This window comes from Streptomyces sp. NPDC020884, from assembly GCF_044333935.1.
Lineage (GTDB): Bacteria > Actinomycetota > Actinomycetes > Streptomycetales > Streptomycetaceae > Streptomyces.
On record NZ_JBIRRY010000002.1, the window covers coordinates 222,642 to 240,603 of the forward strand.

The following is a 17,962-nucleotide window of genomic DNA, read 5'->3' on the forward strand; positions in this document are numbered from 1 at the left end:
CCGGTGGCTCAGACCCTCGGCTGCTGCTGGGTGATGCAGTGGATGCCTCCACCGCCGGCGAAGATCGTACGGGCGTCGACGAGGCTCACCGTACGGTCGGGGAACAGGCCCCGGAAGACCGCCGCGGCCGCCTCGTCGCGCGGGTCGTCGAAGGCGCAGAGGATCACGGCGTCGTTGCAGAGGTAGTGGTTGATGTAGGAGTAGTCGACCCACGCGCCGTCCTCGTCGCGCAGCACGGTGGGCGCGGGCACCTCGACGACCTCCAGGGCACGGCCCCGGGCGTCGGTGGCGGCCCGCAGGATCGCCAGGATCTCCCGGGTGACCTCGTGGTCGGGGTGGGCCGGGTCCGGCTGGACGTGGGCGAGGACGGTCCCCGGGCGGGCGAAGGCGGCGACGATGTCGACATGGCCGAGCGTGCCGTACGTCCCGTAGTCGCCGCTCAGCCCGCGCGGCAGCCAGATGGCCTTCTCGGTGCCGAGGCGGGCGTGGATCTCCGCCTCGACCCGCTCCCGGGTCCAGCCGGGGTTGCGCTCCCGGCCGAGCTGGACGGTCTCGGTGAGCAGGACGGTGCCTTCGCCGTCCACGTGGATCGCGCCGCCCTCGTTGACGAGCGGGGAGCTGTGGACGGGGACGCCGGTCACCTCGGCGACGGCTCGGGCGATGTGCTGGTCGTGCTCCCAGCGGGCCCATCCCTGGGCGCCCCAGCCGTTGAACGTCCAGTCGACGGCGGCGAGCGTCCGGCCGTCGGTGACGAAGGTGGGTCCGATGTCCCGCATCCAGGCGTCGTCGAGCGGCCGCACGACCAGCTCGACGTCCGGCCCGAGCAGCGCCGCCGCCCCCTCCTGCTGACCGGGTCCGACGACCATGGTGACCGGCTCGAAGCGGCGTACGGTCCGGGCGACGGCGGCCCAGGCGCGGCGGGCCCCGGCCAGCTCGGCGTCGGAGGCGAAGGTGGGGTTGGGCCCCGGCCAAGCCATCCAGGTGCGCTCGTGCGGGGCCCACTCGGGGGGCATCCGGAAGGCGGTGGGGGCGAGGGTGGCTGACATGGGGGCTCCTGGGTGAGGCGTTTAGAGCGTCACTCTAACCGGGAGGCTGCGGTGGGGACAGCTCTCCCGACTCCGGTACGTGCTCCTTTCGAGCGGCGCTCCAACTGCCGGGCACGGAAAAGGCCGCACCGGCGAGGGGGGTGCGGCCTGATCCGGGAGCCGGAAGGCGCTGCGGGGCGTCGCCTAGCCGAGCGGGTGCATCCAGCCGTGGGTGTCCTCGACGACACCGCGCTGGATGTCGAGAAGGCGCTCCCGCAGCTTCATGGTGACCTCGCCGGGCCCGCCCTCGCTCTGGGTCCACTCGCCGCCCTCGGACTTCACCAGGCCGACGGGGGTGATGACGGCGGCGGTGCCGCAGGCGAAGACCTCGACGAGGGTGCCCTTGGCGGTGTCCTCGCGCCACTGGTCGATCGAGACGCGCCCCTCCTCGGAGCCGTAACCGAGGTCGCGGGCGACCTTGAGGAGGGAGTCACGGGTGACGCCGGCCAGGAGCGAGCCGGTGAGGGACGGGGTGACGATCTTCTTCGAGCCGTCCTCCTGGGCGTACACGAAGTAGAGGTTCATGCCGCCGAGCTCCTCGACCCACTTGTGCTCGACCGCGTCGAGGTAGGCGACCTGGGCGCAGCCGTGCTCGGCGGCCTCGGCCTGGGCGAGGAGGGAGGCGGCGTAGTTGCCGCCGGTCTTGGCGTCGCCCATGCCGCCGGGGACGGCGCGGACGCGGTTCTCGGAGAGCCAGATGGAGACCGGCTTCACGCCGCCGGGGAAGTAGGCGCCGGCGGGCGAGGCGATGACCAGGAAGAGGTACTCGTTGGCCGGCTTCACGCCGAGGCCGACCTCGGTGGCGATCATGAACGGGCGCAGGTAGAGCGACTCCTCGCCGCCGTGCGCCGGGACCCAGTCCTTGTCCTGCTGCACCAGCGCGTCGCAGGCCGCGATGAACGTCTCGACCGGCAGCTCGGGCATGGCGAGGCGGGCGGCCGAGCGCTGGAAGCGCCGGGCGTTGGCGTCGGGGCGGAAGGAGGCGACCGTGCCGTCGGGCTGGCGGTAGGCCTTCAGCCCCTCGAAGATCTCCTGCGCGTAGTGCAGGGTCATATTGGCCGGGTCCAGCGACAGCGGGCCGTAGGGGACCAGCTCGGCGTCGTGCCAGCCCCGGCCCTCGGTCCAGCGGATCGTCACCATGTGGTCGGTGAAGTGGCGGCCGAATCCGGGGCTGACCAGGATCGCCTCGCGCTCCGCGTCGGACAGCGGGTTCGAGGAGGGCTTGAGCTCGATCGTGGGCGTCGTCATGAGTGCGTGTCCTTCACCGGTCTTGTGTGTGATGGACCGCGCTCACGACCGTCTCCGCCCGACGTTCTCCGGTCAGGTCCTAGGACGTCCGAGCTTTACCGCAAGCCACGGCCCCGCGTTCGATTATCACTTGCGGGGGGCCGTGCACGAAATGGTGTGAATGCGGTCCAGAGGTCGATAGTGGCACCCGGGGGCCGCACAGGTGAAGCCGCCGGGCGCTGAGTGCGATCCGGCGGCTTCGAAGTGGAGTCGTCGGGTCAGCTCGCTACGCGTACCGCGAGGGCGTCGCCGATCTCGTCGGTCGTCCGCGTGGCGGCTCCGTCGCGCTCCGCGAGGTCGGCGGAGACGGCGTCCTCGATGCGTGCGGCCTCGGTCTCGTAGCCGAGGTGACGCAGCAGGAGGGCGACGGAGAGGACCGTGGCGGTCGGGTCGGCCTTGCCCTGCCCCGCGATGTCGGGGGCGGAGCCGTGGACCGGCTCGAACATCGACGGGAACGTGCCCGTCGGGTTGATGTTGCCGGAGGCGGCCAGGCCGATGCCGCCGGAGACGGCGGCGGCGAGGTCGGTGAGGATGTCGCCGAAGAGGTTGTCGGTGACGATGACGTCGAAGCGCTCCGGCTGGGTGACGAAGAAGATCGTCGCGGCGTCGACGTGCAGGTAGTCGGTGCTGACCTGCGGGTATTCGGCGGCGACCCGGTCGAAGGTGTTCTTCCAGAGGTGGCCGGCGTAGACGAGGACGTTGTTCTTGTGGACCAGCGTCAGCTTCTTGCGCGGGCGGGCGGCCGCACGCTCGAAGGCGTCCCGGACCACGCGCTCGACGCCGTACGCCGTGTTGAGGCTGACCTCGGTGGCGACCTCGGCGGGGGTTCCGGTGCGCAGCGAGCCGCCGTTGCCGGTGTACGGGCCCTCGGTGCCCTCGCGGACGACGACGAAGTCGATGTCGGGGCGGCCCGCGAGCGGGGTCGCGGTGTTCGGGAAGAGCTTGGAGGGCCGCAGGTTGATGAAGTGGTCGAAGGCGAAACGCAGCTTCAGCAGCAGCCCGCGCTCCAGGACGCCGGACGGCACGGACGGGTCACCGATCGCGCCGAGGAGGATGGCGTCGTGGTTCTTGAGGGCTTCCAGCTCCGCGTCCGGGAGGGTGTCACCGGTGCGGTGCCAGCGCTGGGCGCCGAGGTCGTACTCCTTGGTCTCCAGCTTCACATCCTGCGGGAGGACAGCGTTGAGGACCTTGAGGCCCTGGGCCACGACTTCCTGGCCGATTCCGTCACCGGGGATCACTGCGAGATCGATGCTGCGAGACATGCCGGAAGCCTAACGGTGCGTCCCACCCCATGACATCCGGCGTCCACCATACGGACGGGACGCAAGGGTGTTCGGGCGTTCGGGGTGGGGTCGAGTGGTACGCGGACGGCTCAGTGGCCGGTCGAGCCGCCGTTGTCGCGGCGGTCCAGGGCGCGCTGGAGAGCGGCGGCGGCGTTCTTGCGGTCCGACTCGGACTGGCGGGGAGCGTGACGGACGCGACGGGCGGTGGTGGTGGCCATGATGGATCGACTCCTTGAGATCGCATGGATGCCGGGGGCAGGCCGCACAGCGTGGTGCGGCGCCGAGGCCGGGCCGGGATCGGATTTCGAGGTGCCGGAAGGAGCGGGGAGCGTACGCCGCAGGGGGTTACCTGCTTCGGGGCGTGCACCCACGACCGCCACAGTCGCTCGATCGAGCGATTCGTTCGGCTCCCACCAAGTTAGGACAGTCGAGCCGTCCTGTCTCCACAGTTACTCGGACTTCCTACTATCTGAGACGGCCGCCCGCACGCGGTCCGCCTGCGGCCCGTCCCCGGCACCTCCCCACCCCTCCCCCGTTTTTACCGCCCGAACGCGAAGGCCCGCCCGGACCGGGTGGTCGGGGCGGGCGCGGTGCTCGCGGCGGGGCCGGTGGGAGCGGGTCAGTACACCGTCACGCCGTACGCGGAGAGCGCCTCGGTGACCGGCTGGTGGATGGCCGAGCCCGCGGTGCCCGAGCAGCCGGAGCTGCCGGAGTGGATGCCGAGGGCGACGGAGCCGGCGAAGTGCGCGCCGCCGCTGTCGCCGCCGGCCGAGCAGGCGGTGGTGCGGACCATGTTGTAGACGGGCCCGTCGCCGTAGTTGACGGTGACGTTGACGGCGGTCACCGTGCCGGAGGTCACCTTCGTCGTGGATCCGCTCTTCTGGATCGCCTGGCCGACGACGGCGTTGGCGGCCGAGGTGATGTCCCGGCTGGAGCCGTTGTAGAGGTCGACGGTTCCGGCGGGCGACGAGCCGTCGGTGTAGCGGACGATGCCGTAGTCGTTGGTCGGGAAGCTGGTGCCCTCCCGGACGCCGATGACCGAACCGCCCGAGCTGGCGGACCAGTTGGCGGAGATGTTGGTGCAGTGTCCGGCGGTCACGAAGTAGCGGGCGCCGCCCTTGGTGACGTTGAAGGCGGCCGAACAGCGGCTGCCGCCGCCGTAGATCGCTCCGCCGCCCAGCACCTCGCGGTGGAAGACGCCGGGGACGCGCTTGATGTCGACCGCGCCGTCGAGCCGTTCGGCGACGGCTTCGAGGCGGGCCAGGTCCCGCGCGGAGACGGAGGAGTCGGCCTCGACGGCGACCCGGTTGGTGCGCGGGTCGACACCCCAGGAGGTACCGGTGATCTTCGCCTCGGCCTCCAGGGTCGCCATCACGGCGTCGAGCTGGGCGGCGCTGCGGGCCACCCGGCGCACCGTGGCGCCGGCGGCGCGGGCCTGCTCCTCGGCCCGGTCGGTGGTGACGGTGACGACGAGGTCGCCGGTCGCCCGGTCCAGGTAGCTGCCGGCGGTGGCGGCCCCGAGTTCGCGTTCGACGGCGGCGTCGAGCGCGTACGCGGACGGGGCGGGGATCGCCGAGGGGGCGGCGGCGGGGGTGTCGGCGGCGGTGGAAGGGGCGGCGCCGAGGCCGAGGGCGCCGGCGACGAGCAGCAGGGAAACGCCCAGGCGCGCGCGGGAGTTGCGTCTCATGGGGGAGCTCCTTCTGGGGTGACGTGTGGGGACGTACCGAGAAGGAATTTGACATGCCCATTACCTAGACCACAAGACCGCGTACCGCCGAGCTCCGCCGGGCGGACAGCCGATACCGGTCACCGGACACCGGACGGGGGGCGGCTCCCGCGCCGGCCCCATGGAAACCGCCCCCCGGCCGGCAGGGGGGCCGGTCGGGGGGCGGTGCTCTGGGTGGGGGGCTCAGGAGGACGCCCCGGGGCCGGGGCGTCGTGCTGCGGCGCCCCGGGAGGGTGTCAGCCCTGGTGGGGGTAGGTGTAGTCGGTCGGCGGGACCAGCGTCTCCTTGATGGCCCGGGTCAGGGTCCAGCGCTGGAGGTTCTGCGGGGCGCCCGCCTTGTCGCAGGTGCCGGAGGCGCGGCCGCCGCCGAAGGGCTGCTGGCCGACGACGGCGCCGGTCGACTTGTCGTTGATGTAGAAGTTGCCCGCGGCGTAGCGGAGCTTGTCCATCGTGTACGCGGCGGCCGCGCGGTCGCCCGAGATGACCGAGCCGGTCAGCGCGTAGTCGGAGACCGACTCCATCTGCTCCAGCATGGCGTCGTACTTCTCGTCCTCGTACACGTGGATCGCGAGGATCGGACCGAAGTACTCGGTCGTGAAGACCTCGCTCGCCGGGTCGGAGCAGACGATGACGGTCGGGCGGACGAAGTAGCCCACCGAGTCGTCGTAGGTGCCGCCGGCGACGATCCGGCACGCCGGGTCGGACTTCGCGCGGTCGATCGCGGCCTTGTTCTTGGCGAACGAGCGCTCGTCGATGACGGCCCCGATGAAGTTCGTCAGGTCGGTGACGTCACCCATCGTGATGGAGTCGACCTCGGCCGCGAACTCCTCCTGGAAACCGGAGTTCCAGATGGAGGCCGGGACGTACGCCCGCGAGGACGCCGAGCACTTCTGGCCCTGGAACTCGAAGGAGCCGCGGGTCAGCGCGGTCTTCAGGATGGCGCGGTCGGCGCTGGGGTGCGCGACGACGAAGTCCTTGCCGCCGGTCTCGCCGACGAGCCGCGGGTAGGTGCGGTAGTTGGCGATGTTGGTGCCGACCGTCTTCCACAGGTGCTGGAAGGTGGGGGTCGAGCCGGTGAAGTGGATGCCGGCCAGGTCGCGGTGGTTCAGCGCCACCTCGGAGACGGCGATGCCGTCACCGGTGACCAGGTTGATGACGCCCTTGGGCAGACCGGCCTCCTCCAGGAGCTGCATCAGCAGCACGGCGGAGTGGGTCTGGGTCGGGGACGGCTTCCACACCACGACGTTGCCCATGAGGGCGGGGGCGGTGGGGAGGTTGCCCGCGATGGCCGTGAAGTTGAACGGCGTGATCGCGTAGACGAAGCCCTCCAGCGGGCGGTGGTCCATGCGGTTCCACACGCCCGGGGAGTTCGCCGGGGGCTGCTCGGCGAGGATCTGGCGCGCGTAGTGCACGTTGAAGCGCCAGAAGTCGATGAGCTCGCAGGGGGTGTCGATCTCGGCCTGCTGGGCGGTCTTGGACTGGCCGAGCATGGTGGAGGCGGCCAGCGTCTCGCGCCAGGGGCCGGACAGCAGCTCCGCGGCGCGCAGGATGATCGCGGCGCGGTCGTCGAAGGACATCGCACGCCAGGCCGGAGCGGCGGCGAGGGCCGCGTCGACGGCGTCCTGGGCGTCCTGCTCGGTGGCCCCGGCGAAGGTACCGATGACGGCCTGGTGGTTGTGCGGCTGTACGACGTTCACCCGCTCGCCGCCGCCCATCCTCTTCTCGCCGCCGATGGTCATCGGCAGGTCGATCGGGTTCTGGCTGAGCTCCTTGAGCTTCTTCTCCAGGCGGGTGCGCTCCGGGGAGCCCGGGGCGTAGGAGTGGACCGGCTCGTTGACCGGCGCGGGGACCTGGGTGACGGCGTCCATGAGTGCCTTGTCTCCTTGGTGTCGGCGGGGATGGGGGTCGGCCTGGGCCGGCTCAGCCCTTGGTGAGGATCGAGCGGCCGAAGAACAGCAGGTTGGCCGGCTTCTCCGCGAGGCGGCGCATGAAGTATCCGTACCAGTCGGTGCCGTACGCCGTGTAGACGCGCATCCGGTGGCCCTCGGCCGCGAGCCGGATGTGCTCGTCGCTGCGGATGCCGTACAGCATCTGGAACTCGTACTCGTCCAGTTTGCGCCCGGCCTGGCGGCCCAGCTCCTGGGCGATGGCGATGAGACGGGGATCGTGGGACCCGATCATGGGGTATCCCTCGCCCTCCATCAGGATCTTGGTGATGCGGACGTACGCCTTGTCGATCTCGGCCTTGTCCTCGTACGCGACGGAGGCGGGCTCCTTGTAGGCGCCCTTCACGATGCGGACGCGGCTGCCGGCCTCGGCCAGGCGGCGGGCGTCGTCCTCGGTGCGGAAGAGATAGGACTGGATGACGCAGCCGGTCTGCGGGAAGTCCTTCCGCAGCTCCTCGTGGATGGCGAACATCGAGTCGAGGGTGGTGTGGTCCTCGGCGTCCAGGGTGACCGTGGTGCCGATGGCGGCGGCGGCCTCGACGACCGGGCGGGCGTGGGCGAGGGCCAGCTCGTGGCCGCCTTCCAGCGCTTGACCGAACATCGACAGCTTCACGGACATCTCGGCGCGGGTGCCCAGGTCCAGGGCCTTCAGGCGCTCGATGAGCTCCAGGTACGCGTCACGGGCGGCCTCGGCCTGCGCGGGGGTGGTGATGTCCTCGCCGACGACGTCGAGCGTGACCTCCAGGCCCCGGTCCGCGGCGTCCTCGACGATCGGCAGGACCTGGTCGACGGTCTCCCCGGCGATGAAGCGGTCGACGACCTGCTTGGTGCCGGGCGCGGCCGAGACGAACCGGCGCATCCTGTCGCTGCGCGATGCGGCGAGAATCACGGGACCCAGCACGGGGCACCTCCACGAAGATACGGACGAAGGGCCGCAACGGTACGAACGTGAACGGACCGGTACGGCACGGATAACCACCGTGAAATCTAGGGACCGCTCCGATCCTGTGCCATCGACACCTGTCACGCATCCGTGGCCGCCATCTCAGACATCTGTCTGAAGGGGTGCGAGAATGACCGGGTGACAGGCGATTACCAGGAACTGGTCGACGAGATCTCGGCCCTCCTCGACGCCCCGGCCACCCTGGAGAACCGGGACTTCGGCCTGGTCGCCTTCGGAGCCCACGACAGCGACGACGACTCCGCGATGGACCCGGTCCGCACCCGGTCGATCCTGACCCGCCGCTCCACACCCGCGGTCCGCGCCTGGTTCGAGGGGTTCGGCATCACCCGGGCGACCGGTCCGGTCCGGATTCCCGCCGCGCCGGAGGCCGGGGTGTTCCGGGACCGGATCTGCCTTCCGGTACGCCATCGGGGTGTCGTCCTCGGTTACGTCTGGCTGCTCGACGCGGAGCCGGGCCCGGCCGACGAGCAGCTGGCCGCCGCGATGGAGGTCGCCGCCCGGATCGGGGCGCTGATGTCCGACGAGGCGCGGGCGGGCGCGGATCTCTCGCGCGAGTTCGGCGCGGTGCTCGCGGCGGGCCCCGGCCGGCAGCACGACCTGGCCGTCGCCGCGCTGGGCGAGGCCCTGGGGCGGGACGCGGAGGGGCTGCACACGGTGGTGTGCGTGACCCCGTGGGCGCAGGACACGCCGTCCGTACGGGGGGTGGCCTCGGCGGCCGCGCTGGCGACGGTCGCCGCGCCCGGGTCCGCCGGGCCCCTGTCGCTGGCCGCGCTCGTCCGGCTCCGCTCGCCGGACCGCCTGGACCCGGCCCTGAGCGCCGCGGACCGGCTGCGCACCAGCTCGGGCCCCGCCGCCACCGGGGGGATCGCCGCGCCGCGCCGGGGCCTGGACGAGCTGACGGTCTCCTGGCGCGAGGCCGTGGCGGCGGCCCGCGCGGCACGGGCCGAGACCCGGTTCGGGCCGGTCGCCCGGTGGTCGGCGATCGGCCCCTACCGCCTGCTGACCGCTCTCCCGGGCACCGGCGGCGACCCCGGGGACCCGGCGGTCGCCTCGCTGCTGACCCCGCTGCACCGGGAGCTGGCGCACACCGCCGAGGTGTTCCTGGACTGCGCCGGCCAGGCGAGCCGGACGGCCGCCGCGCTGGGCATCCACCGCCAGACGCTGTACTACCGGCTCTCCCGGATCCAGCAGATCACCGGCCTCGACCTGAACGACGGCGAGGACCGGCTGCTGCTGCACATGGCGGTCAAGCGGGCCCGGCTGTGACGCCCCCGCCCTCCGGTCACTTGCCGAAGCGGCGTTCCCGGTTGGCGTACGAGCGCAGCGCACGCAGGAAGTCCACGTGCCGGAAGGCCGGCCAGAAGCAGTCCACCCAGTGCATCTCGGCGTAGGCGGACTGCCAGAGCAGGAAGCCGGACAGCCGCTGCTCCCCGGAGGTGCGGATGATGAAGTCGGTGTGGTCGGCGACCGGTGAGTACAGGTGCCGGGAGATGTCGTCGATCCCGAACCGGGCGACCAGTTCGGCCGGATCGCCGCCGGCCGCGATGTGCTCCTCGAAGGCGCTCTTCACGGCGTCGACGATCTCGCGCCGGCCTCCGTAGCCGACCGCCACGTCGACCTTGAGGCCACCGCGCCCGGTCGTCGGGGCGGTGGCCTCCTTGAGCACCCGGGCGCTGGTGCCGGGCAGCATGTCGAGCGAGCCGATCACCCGGACCTCCCAGTCCCGGCCCTCGGCGGTGATGTCCCGGACGGTCTCCTCGATGACCTCGATCAGCGGTCCGAGCTCCTCGGCGGGGCGGCCCAGATTGTCGTCGGAGAGCATGAAGAGGGTCACGTGCTCGATTCCGGCGGCCGTGCACCAGCCCAGGAAGGTGGTCACCTTGGCGCCGCCCGCCCGGTAGCCCTCCCGGACGTCCGTGTGCCCGGCCTTCCGGGCCCAGCGCCGGTTGCCGTCGACCATGATCCCGACGTGCTGGGGGCGCGGCAGGCCCACCAGGGTGGTGGCGAGCCGGCGCTCGTACACCGCTTCGATCGGCCGTCGGAGGAACAGGGGGAGCAGCTTCATGAACCCTCTCCGGCACGGGACGGCTGATGTCGAAGGACTTTATCAGCGGCTCCGGCCTCCCCCGGCCGACGGCAGCGGGACCTCGCAACGGGCCGTCGTGGTCAGCGGCCGTCCGGTTCGGTGATCGGACGGTCGCTGACCAGGGCGGCCAGCACCAGCGGCGCGTCCCCGTCGCTGTGGCCGAGGATCAGCGCGATCCAGCGGCCGCCGGAGACGGCCGGACCCCAGACCACCAGGTCCCCGTACAGGTCCTCGGCGAACAGCGCCCCGATCAGCGGCTCCACCGGCGAGCCGCCCTGCCACCTCATCAGCGCCTCGTGCAGCGGGATCGCCCGGTGCGGGCCCCAGCGGTCGTCCAACGCCGCCGCCAGCTCCGTCAGATGGGCCTCGGCCGCCTCCTCGGCGTCGTTCCACTCGGGGGCGTACACGCCGGTGAGCGAGTCGCCCTCCCAGAGCGGCACGATCCGAAAGCCCTCCCCGGTGGTGACCGTCCACTCGCCGGTGGCGGGGTCGCCCTCGGCGGTGGTGGGGCCGGTGGCCGGTACCGGAGCGGTAAGGAGTGCGGTCACCTCGGCGGCCGCACGGTCCGCGTCGAAGGCCTCGCCCGCCCGGGAGGTCACAGGACGGCCCGGTCCATCGGGCGGGGCAGCGGGGCCAGCGCCCCCGCCTCGCGCAGCCGCCCGTACACCCGCACCACCGTCGCGCTGTCGCCCGGAGCCGCGATGCTCAGCAACTCCCCGCCGCCGGGCAGGGGTTCGCGGACCGCCCCCAGATCGTCGGGGACGAGGGCGGCGCGGGCCGGGGAGAGATAGCCGGTCCGGCCGACCACCGGATCGCCGACGCCGTACCCGGCGTCGTCCTCCAGCGCGTCCAGCACGTCGTCGTCGCTCACATCGCCGAAGTCCGGCTCCCACACCCGGGCGACGAGGGACAACAGCGCCTCCTCCGGCACCACGGCCTCGTCCGGGGCGTGCAGGACGATCGCGAGCGACTGGAGCAGGAACTCCGGTGCGCCGCCCGCCAGTCCGCTGATCTCCGCCTCCCAGCCGGGCGTCCCGGTGCCGACGAGCCGCAGACCGGTGCCGGTGAGGTCCGACCAGTCGGCCGCGCTCTGGGCGGTGCGGAGCGCGGCGGGCAGGGCGTCGCCTTCTGCGGTGAAGGCGGTGGCGGGTCCGTTCCCGTGGACCTGGCTCCAGGCGTCGGCCGCCTGCGGGACCAGCTCGGCGAGCCCGTCGAGGGTCTGCCGCCACCGGTCCGCCAATGCCTCGACCGGTTCGGGCCGGGGACCCCAGAAGCCCCGCACTACACGTCGCATGCTCGTCTCTCCTCCGTCGGCCGGCCCGCTGCACGGCGCTCCCCCGGCCGGACGGCCGGGGGCGCCACGCGTTGCAGGCTACTCGGCTACTCGTCGAAGGCTCCCGGTTTCCTCGTGCTGTCGTTGGGCTTCGTCGGGCTGTGGACCACCTTGACCGGCAGCCCTTCGTCACGGAACGCCTTGCGTGCCGCCTTGGCCACGTCGGGGTCGGAGAAGTGCCACTCCACGGTCCGGCCGCCGGACGCCTCCACCTGGGCGCGGGCCTCGGTGATGAACTTGTCCTTGCCGGACGGGTTGAGGGTGCCGCTGTCGGTCCTGGACAGATAGCTGCCGTAGCCGTTCTTGGCCTCCAGGAACGTCTGCCGGGAGGAGTCCCAGCCGTCGTACTCCACCGCCGGCTTGCCCTCGCGGGGGTGCGGTACGACGTACTCCTGGCCGCGCTTGGTGCCGGTGACCTGCTCCTGGTAGCGCAGCCAGGGCTCGTTCCGCTTCCAGTTGGGCGCGGGGTTGCGGTCCCGGCTCGCCCAGTAGCCGTCGCCCGCGTCGGCGTCGCCGAGCTTGCGGTCGACGAGGTCCTTCGCCCAGGACGGCGGGGTGTAGTTGCGCGGGTCGGAGGTGTCGTTGCGCTGCGGGTCGGGGTACTGCTTCTTCTCCAGCTCCGCCTTGCGCGCCCGCTCGGGCTCCTCCAGCCGCTTCTGCTCCAGGTGCGCGGCCCGCTCGGCCGCCCGCGCCTCGGCGGCGGCGGCCTTGGCCGCCTCGTCGCAGCCGGTGTCGGCGAGGACGGTCCGGCCCTGCGAGCCGCCCGCCAGCACCCCGGTGCCGGAGCCGGGCACGCCGCCGGTCCCGCCCCCGCCGTACCGCACCTGTGGCGGCCCGGCCGCGATCGCGCAGCCGGTGCGGCGTGCGGCGTCCTCGGCGGAGTCCGCCGCCTCGTCGGCCTCCTTCGCCGCCTTCCGCACACCGTCGAGGTCTCCGGCCTGGGCGGCCTTGCGGGCCCGGCGGGCCGCCGCTCCGGCGTCGTCCGCGGCGCGGGCCACGGCTCCGGCGACCTTGCCCAGCACACCGAGCTTGCCGACCTTGCCGACGACCTTCCCGACGTTGTAGCCGGGGATGAAGAGCGAGCCGACGTTCCAGATCACATCGGTGACGGCCCGGGTCTTCTCGCCGTTGTCCCAGCGCTCGCGGACCTCGTCCCCGACGAAGATGTCGTCGCCGACCGTGACCACGGTGCCGACGGAGGCCTTGCCCCAGTCCCAGACCGCGCCCAGGTAGTCGCCGTCCGCCCACTTGTCGCCCGCGCCCGATGAGTCCTTGACCCACTGGTCGCCGAGCTGCCGTCCGTAGTCGGCGAGGCCCGCCCAGGTCTCCGGCTTGAACAGGTCGATGATCCCGGTGATGTCGCCCCAGATCCCGTCGACCACGAGGCCCTTGACGACCTGCGTCGTCCGGTCCCAGGCACAGCCGAAGAAGCCCCAGCCGCCGCAGTCCTCCTTCTCCTCGGCCTGCTCGCCGCCCTCGCCGTCGTCCGACGCCTGGACGTCGTAGGCGGCCTCCGGCTCCTCGCTGTCCTCGGGGAAGGTGTCCTCGCCGGTGCCGGGGCGTCCGGAGTCGTCGGGTCCGCCGGTGCCGCCGCTCGTCGTGGTGGAGCCGGAGCCGCCCGAGCTCTCACCCCCGGTGGCGCCGGCCGTACCGCCGCTGCCTTCGGTACCGCCGGACCCGGCCGTGCTTCCCGTGCTGCCGCCCGTGGCCGTCGAGCCGCCGTCCGCGCCGCCGTCCGCACTCCCCGACGTACCGCCGTCGGCTCCCCCGCCGTCGGTCCCTCCGCCGTCCGTGCCGCCGGTCGTGCGGTCGCCCGCCTCGACGGAGCCGCTGCCCGGGGAGACCGGGCAGGAGCTGCCGGTCAGCGAGCAGATCGCGGACTGGAGTCCCTCGGTGATCCGGCCGCCGAGACCGCCCACGGTCAGGGCCGCGATCAGCGCGACGACGATCAGGACCAGGCCCAGGTACTCCAGGGCGGTCTGCCCCCGGTCCCGGCGCCAGGTGATCATGTGCGGGAGCGAGAACTTCGGCGGCTGCCCCCGCTCGCGGGACGGCAGCCGGAACCACTCCCGGCTCCCCCGGCGGCTGATCAGGACGATGATCAAGGCCGGCAGGACCAGCTGGGTCAGCCCGTCCGGCGATCCGTCCCCGAGGTTGCCGAGTCCGCCGAGGATCAGCCAGACCTGGACGGCGACGACGCCCCACCGCACCCGCGTGGAGCCGGTCCGTACGTGCCGGGCCAGCAGCGCCGCGAGCACCCCGGGCGCGGAGGCGTACAGCAGGATGCCGAGCACCTCGGCGCCCATCGCGTCCACCGCGAGGGCCGAGCCGGAGAGGCCGACGGCCCCCAGCACCGTCGCGCCGAACAGCACGAGGAGCAGGACGCGCACCAGGACGAGCGGACCGGGGAGTTCACGCTGCGGGGCGACGGCCGGAGCCGGGCCTCCCGCTACGGGTATGCCACCGACAGCAGACATACGTGATCCGACCCCCGGTGCCCATGAGTGACATGACAACCGGTCACCCTAGGGTCGGGGACCCCCTCGCGTCGTGGGCCCCCGGGCCCAACCCCGGGCCCACCTTGCCGGGTTGAGCGGCTTCGGCCCGTGCGGGGGCGCGGAGAAAAGCAACGTACCCGGCGGCGGGCCTCCCGTACGGAACGAGGGGCCCGCCACCGGGTACGGAGCGGGGTCGTGCGGCGGTACGCCTGCGTCAGTCGGTGAGGTTCACCGATCGGGCCGAGGACGCGCCGATCTCCTCGGCGATCTCGGTGAGCACCGGCTGCGGGACGGTGTCGTCGACGGTGAGGACGACGAGCGCCTCGCCGCCCACGTCGGCCCGGGACACCTGCATGCCCGCGATGTTCAGCCCGGCCTCGCCGAGGATCTTGCCGACCGCGCCGACCACGCCGGGACGGTCCTGGTAGCGCAGGACGACCATGTGGTCGGCGAGCGCCAGATCGACGTCGTGCTCGCCGATGGCGACGATCTTCTGGAGGTTCTTCGGGCCGGCCAGCGTGCCGGAGACCGCGACCTCCTGGCCGTCGGAGAGGGTGCCGCGCACGGTGACCACGTTGCGGTGGTCGGGCGACTCGGAGCTGGTGGTGAGGCGGACCTCGACCCCGCGCTCCTGCGCGAACAGCGGGGCGTTGACGTAGGAGACGGTCTCGTCGACGACGTCCTCGAAGACGCCCTTGAGCGCCGAGAGCTCCAGCACCTTGACGTCGTGCTGGGTGATCTCGCCGTACACCTCGACGTCGAGGCGGGCCGCGACCTCGCCCGCGAGCGCGGTGAAGATCCGGCCGAGCTTCTCGGCGAGCGGCAGACCGGGACGGACGTCCTCGGCGATGACGCCGCCCTGGACGTTGACCGCGTCCGGGACCAGCTCGCCGGCCAGCGCGAGGCGGACGGACTTGGCGACCGCGATGCCCGCCTTCTCCTGGGCCTCGTCGGTGGAGGCGCCGAGGTGCGGGGTGCAGACGACCTGGTCGAACTGGAAGAGCGGGGAGTCCGTGCAGGGCTCCTTCGCGTACACATCGAGGCCGGCGCCGGCGACGCGGCCCTCCTTGAGCGCGGAGTGCAGCGCCTCCTCGTCGACGATCCCGCCGCGCGCGGCGTTGACGATGCGCACCGAGGGCTTCACCTTGTGCAGCGCCTCGTCACCGATGAGCCCCAGCGTCTCGGGGGTCTTGGGCAGGTGCACCGTGATGAAGTCGGCGACCTCCAGCAGCTCGTCCAGGCTGAGGAGCTTGACGCCCATCTGCGCGGCGCGGGCCGGCTGGACGTAGGGGTCGTAGGCCACGATCTTCATGCCGAAGGCCGACATGCGCTGGGCGACCAGGACGCCGATGCGGCCGAGGCCGACGACGCCGAGGACCTTCTCGCTGAGCTCGACCCCGGTGTACTTGGAGCGCTTCCACTCGCCGTTCTTCAGAGCGGTGTTGGCCTGCGGGATGTTGCGCGCGGTGGCCACCAGCAGGCCGCAGGCCAGCTCGGCCGCGGTGACGATGTTGGAGGTCGGGGCGTTGACGACCATCACGCCGGCCTTGGTGGCCGAGGAGACGTCGACGTTGTCCAGGCCGACGCCCGCGCGGGCCACGACCCGGAGCTTCTTGGCGGCGGCGATGGCCTCGGCGTCGACCTTGGTGGCGGAGCGCACCAGGATGGCGTCGACGTCGGCGATCGCGGGGAGCAGCTCGGCGCGGTCCGCGCCGTTGCAGTGCCGGATCTCGAAATCCGGACCCAGAGCGTCGACCGTGGCGGGCGACAGCTCTTCAGCGATGAGTACGACAGGTTTCGAGCTCACGTGAGTCCTCACAAGTCCAGTGCGGACGGCCGTCCCGACGGCCGCAGGCGGTGGAGGGGCTAGCCGCGTGGTAGACGCACGACACTGTGGGCCCTGACGCGTGTATGTGTTGAGAAGTGTAGTCATGCGCCGGGCCTGCTACTGCGCCCCGGTGGAAGGATCACCCGCACGAGGGTGGACGCCGTGTACACCCGTACGGAACGCCCCTCCGGTACTCCGTACGGGAGCGGCTCCTCCGGTACTGCGGAGCGGGGCGGCCCTTCCGGACCGCCCCGCTCCCGAAGAGGCCTAGGCCTCTTCGTCGTTCACCCAGCTCATGAGCTTGCGCAGCTCACGGCCGGTGGTCTCCAGCAGGTGGTCGCTGTCGGCCTTCTTGTACTCGTTGTACTTGGGCAGACCGTTGTGGTACTCGGCCATCCAGGCCTTGGCGAAGGTGCCGTCCTGGATCTCGGTGAGGACCTTCTTCATCTCGGCCTTGGTGTCGGCCGTGATGATGCGCGGGCCGGTGACGTAGTCGCCCCACTCGGCGGTCTCCGAGATGGACCAGCGCATCTTCTCCAGGCCGCCCTCGTACATGAGGTCGACGATGAGCTTCAGCTCGTGGAGGCACTCGAAGTACGCGATCTCGGGCTGGTAGCCGGCCTCGGTCAGCGTCTCGAAACCGGCCTTGACCAGGGCGGCGGTGCCACCGCAGAGGACGGCCTGCTCACCGAACAGGTCGGTCTCGGTCTCCTCGGTGAAGGTGGTCTTGATGACGCCGGCGCGGGTGCCGCCGATGCCCTTGGCGTACGAGAGGGCGAGCTCCAGGCCCTTGCCCGAGGCGTCCTGCTCGACGGCCACGATGCAGGGAACGCCGCGGCCCTCCTCGTACTGGCGGCGGACCAGGTGGCCGGGGCCCTTGGGGGCGACCATGCAGACGTCGACGCCGGCCGGCGGCTTGATGAAGCCGAAGCGGATGTTCAGGCCGTGGCCGAAGAACAGCGCGTCGCCGTCCTTGAGGTTGTCCTTGACGGACTCCTCGTAGACCTGGGCCTGGATCGGGTCCGGGACGAGGATCATGATGACGTCGGCCTCGGCGGCGGCCTCGGCCGGGGTCACCACGCGCAGGCCCTGCTCCTCGGCCTTGGCCTTGGACTTCGAGCCCTCGTGCAGACCGACGCGGACGTCGACGCCGGAGTCACGGAGCGACAGCGCGTGGGCGTGGCCCTGGCTGCCGTAACCGAGAACCGCGACCTTGCGGCCCTGGATGATGGACAGGTCGGCATCGTCGTCGTAGAACAGCTCGGCCACTGGGTCTTCTCCTTGGTGTGCAGGTGTTGCGTCCCACCGTACGGCGGGGTGCGTCGTATGCGTTGTCGGGTCTCGCCATGCGAGCGGCGCGGGCGCCGCTCCGTGCGCCGGCTAGGCGGAGCGGTCGAGGGCGCGCAGCGACCGGTCGGTGATCGAGCGCGCGCCGCGCCCTATGGCGATGGTGCCGGACTGGACGAGCTCCTTGATGCCGTACTGCTCCAGCATCTTGAGCATCGCCTCCAGCTTGTCGGCGCCTCCGGTCGCCTCGATCGTGACGGCCTCCGGGGAGACGTCGACGGTCTTGGCGCGGAACAGCTGGACGATCTCGACGATCTGGGAGCGGGTCTCGCTGTCGGCGCGGACCTTCACCAGGACGAGCTCCCGCTGGATCGCAGCGGCGGGCTCGAGTTCGACGATCTTCAGGACGTTGACCAGCTTGTTGAGCTGCTTGGTCACCTGCTCCAGGGGCAGGCCCTCGACATTCACGACGATGGTGATGCGGGAGATGTCGGGGTGCTCGGTGGTACCGACCGCGAGCGAGTCGATGTTGAAGCCGCGCCGGGAGAACAGGGCGGTGATCCGGGCGAGGACACCGGGCTTGTTCTCGACCAGGACGGAGAGTGTGTGCTTTTCGGACATGGAGTCGGTCTCTCTCTG

Annotated in this window: 15 protein-coding genes; 1 reads left to right on the forward strand and 14 read right to left on the reverse strand. The window is 71.9% G+C overall.

The features are described 5' to 3' along the window. Positions 1–8: 8 nt before the first annotated feature. The 7 genes from ACH4UK_RS07870 to ACH4UK_RS07900 form a co-directional block, all read right to left on the reverse strand. Entirely contained in the window at positions 9–1,046 is a 1,038-nt protein-coding gene (locus tag ACH4UK_RS07870) for an agmatine/peptidylarginine deiminase (RefSeq protein ID WP_398355127.1), read from the reverse strand. A gap of 183 nt (positions 1,047–1,229) precedes the next feature. Beyond that, the gene (locus tag ACH4UK_RS07875; protein WP_398355129.1) at positions 1,230–2,333 is read right to left on the reverse strand and encodes a branched-chain amino acid aminotransferase; all 1,104 of its coding nucleotides are present in this window, start codon (positions 2,331–2,333) and stop codon (positions 1,230–1,232) included. 257 nt (positions 2,334–2,590) lie between these two features. Further along, entirely contained in the window at positions 2,591–3,634 is a 1,044-nt protein-coding gene (locus tag ACH4UK_RS07880; RefSeq protein WP_398355130.1) for a 3-isopropylmalate dehydrogenase, read from the reverse strand. A gap of 110 nt (positions 3,635–3,744) precedes the next feature. Then, positions 3,745–3,873 (reverse strand): hypothetical protein, encoded by a 129-nt coding sequence (locus ACH4UK_RS07885; RefSeq protein WP_097965575.1) that lies wholly within the window; start codon positions 3,871–3,873, stop codon positions 3,745–3,747. 401 nt (positions 3,874–4,274) lie between these two features. Then, on the reverse strand, positions 4,275–5,342 hold the full coding sequence (locus ACH4UK_RS07890; RefSeq protein ID WP_398355132.1) for a S1 family peptidase: 1,068 nt from the start codon (positions 5,340–5,342) through the stop codon (positions 4,275–4,277). Positions 5,343–5,617: 275 nt separating this feature from the next. Next, positions 5,618–7,249, reverse strand: coding sequence for an L-glutamate gamma-semialdehyde dehydrogenase (gene pruA / locus ACH4UK_RS07895; RefSeq protein ID WP_398355133.1), 1,632 nt, complete (start codon positions 7,247–7,249; stop codon positions 5,618–5,620). 52 nt (positions 7,250–7,301) lie between these two features. Further along, a complete protein-coding gene (locus ACH4UK_RS07900) occupies positions 7,302–8,228 on the reverse strand; it encodes a proline dehydrogenase family protein (protein ID WP_398355134.1) in 927 nt (308 codons plus the stop codon). Between the two features lie 180 nt (positions 8,229–8,408). On the opposite strand from ACH4UK_RS07900, the gene ACH4UK_RS07905 reads away from it, so the two are divergent. After that, positions 8,409–9,557, forward strand: a complete 1,149-nt coding sequence (locus ACH4UK_RS07905) for a PucR family transcriptional regulator (RefSeq protein ID WP_398355135.1) — start codon at positions 8,409–8,411, stop codon at positions 9,555–9,557. 16 nt (positions 9,558–9,573) lie between these two features. On the opposite strand, the gene ACH4UK_RS07910 is transcribed toward ACH4UK_RS07905, so the two are convergent. The 7 genes from ACH4UK_RS07910 to ilvN form a co-directional block, all read right to left on the reverse strand. Further along, complete coding sequence (locus ACH4UK_RS07910; RefSeq protein ID WP_398355136.1) at positions 9,574–10,356, reverse strand: isoprenyl transferase; 783 nt, start codon at positions 10,354–10,356, stop codon at positions 9,574–9,576. Between the two features lie 101 nt (positions 10,357–10,457). Next, complete coding sequence (locus ACH4UK_RS07915) at positions 10,458–10,976, reverse strand: hypothetical protein (protein WP_398355137.1); 519 nt, start codon at positions 10,974–10,976, stop codon at positions 10,458–10,460. Then, positions 10,973–11,671 carry a hypothetical protein gene (locus ACH4UK_RS07920; protein WP_398355138.1) on the reverse strand — a complete coding sequence of 233 codons (699 nt, stop codon included), beginning with the start codon at positions 11,669–11,671 and terminating at the stop codon, positions 10,973–10,975. Before ACH4UK_RS07920 ends, ACH4UK_RS07915 begins: the two co-directional genes overlap by 4 nt. 86 nt (positions 11,672–11,757) lie before the next feature. Continuing rightward, the gene (locus tag ACH4UK_RS07925; RefSeq protein WP_398355139.1) at positions 11,758–14,187 is read right to left on the reverse strand and encodes a Tox-REase-5 domain-containing protein; all 2,430 of its coding nucleotides are present in this window, start codon (positions 14,185–14,187) and stop codon (positions 11,758–11,760) included. Positions 14,188–14,422: 235 nt separating this feature from the next. Further along, on the reverse strand, positions 14,423–16,015 hold the full coding sequence (gene serA, locus ACH4UK_RS07930; RefSeq protein WP_398355140.1) for a phosphoglycerate dehydrogenase: 1,593 nt from the start codon (positions 16,013–16,015) through the stop codon (positions 14,423–14,425). Positions 16,016–16,303: 288 nt separating this feature from the next. After that, positions 16,304–17,305 (reverse strand): ketol-acid reductoisomerase, encoded by a 1,002-nt coding sequence (gene ilvC / locus ACH4UK_RS07935; RefSeq protein ID WP_215104806.1) that lies wholly within the window; start codon positions 17,303–17,305, stop codon positions 16,304–16,306. Between the two features lie 111 nt (positions 17,306–17,416). After that, positions 17,417–17,944, reverse strand: a complete 528-nt coding sequence (gene ilvN / locus ACH4UK_RS07940) for an acetolactate synthase small subunit (RefSeq protein ID WP_003966072.1) — start codon at positions 17,942–17,944, stop codon at positions 17,417–17,419. Positions 17,945–17,962: the final 18 nt, after the last annotated feature.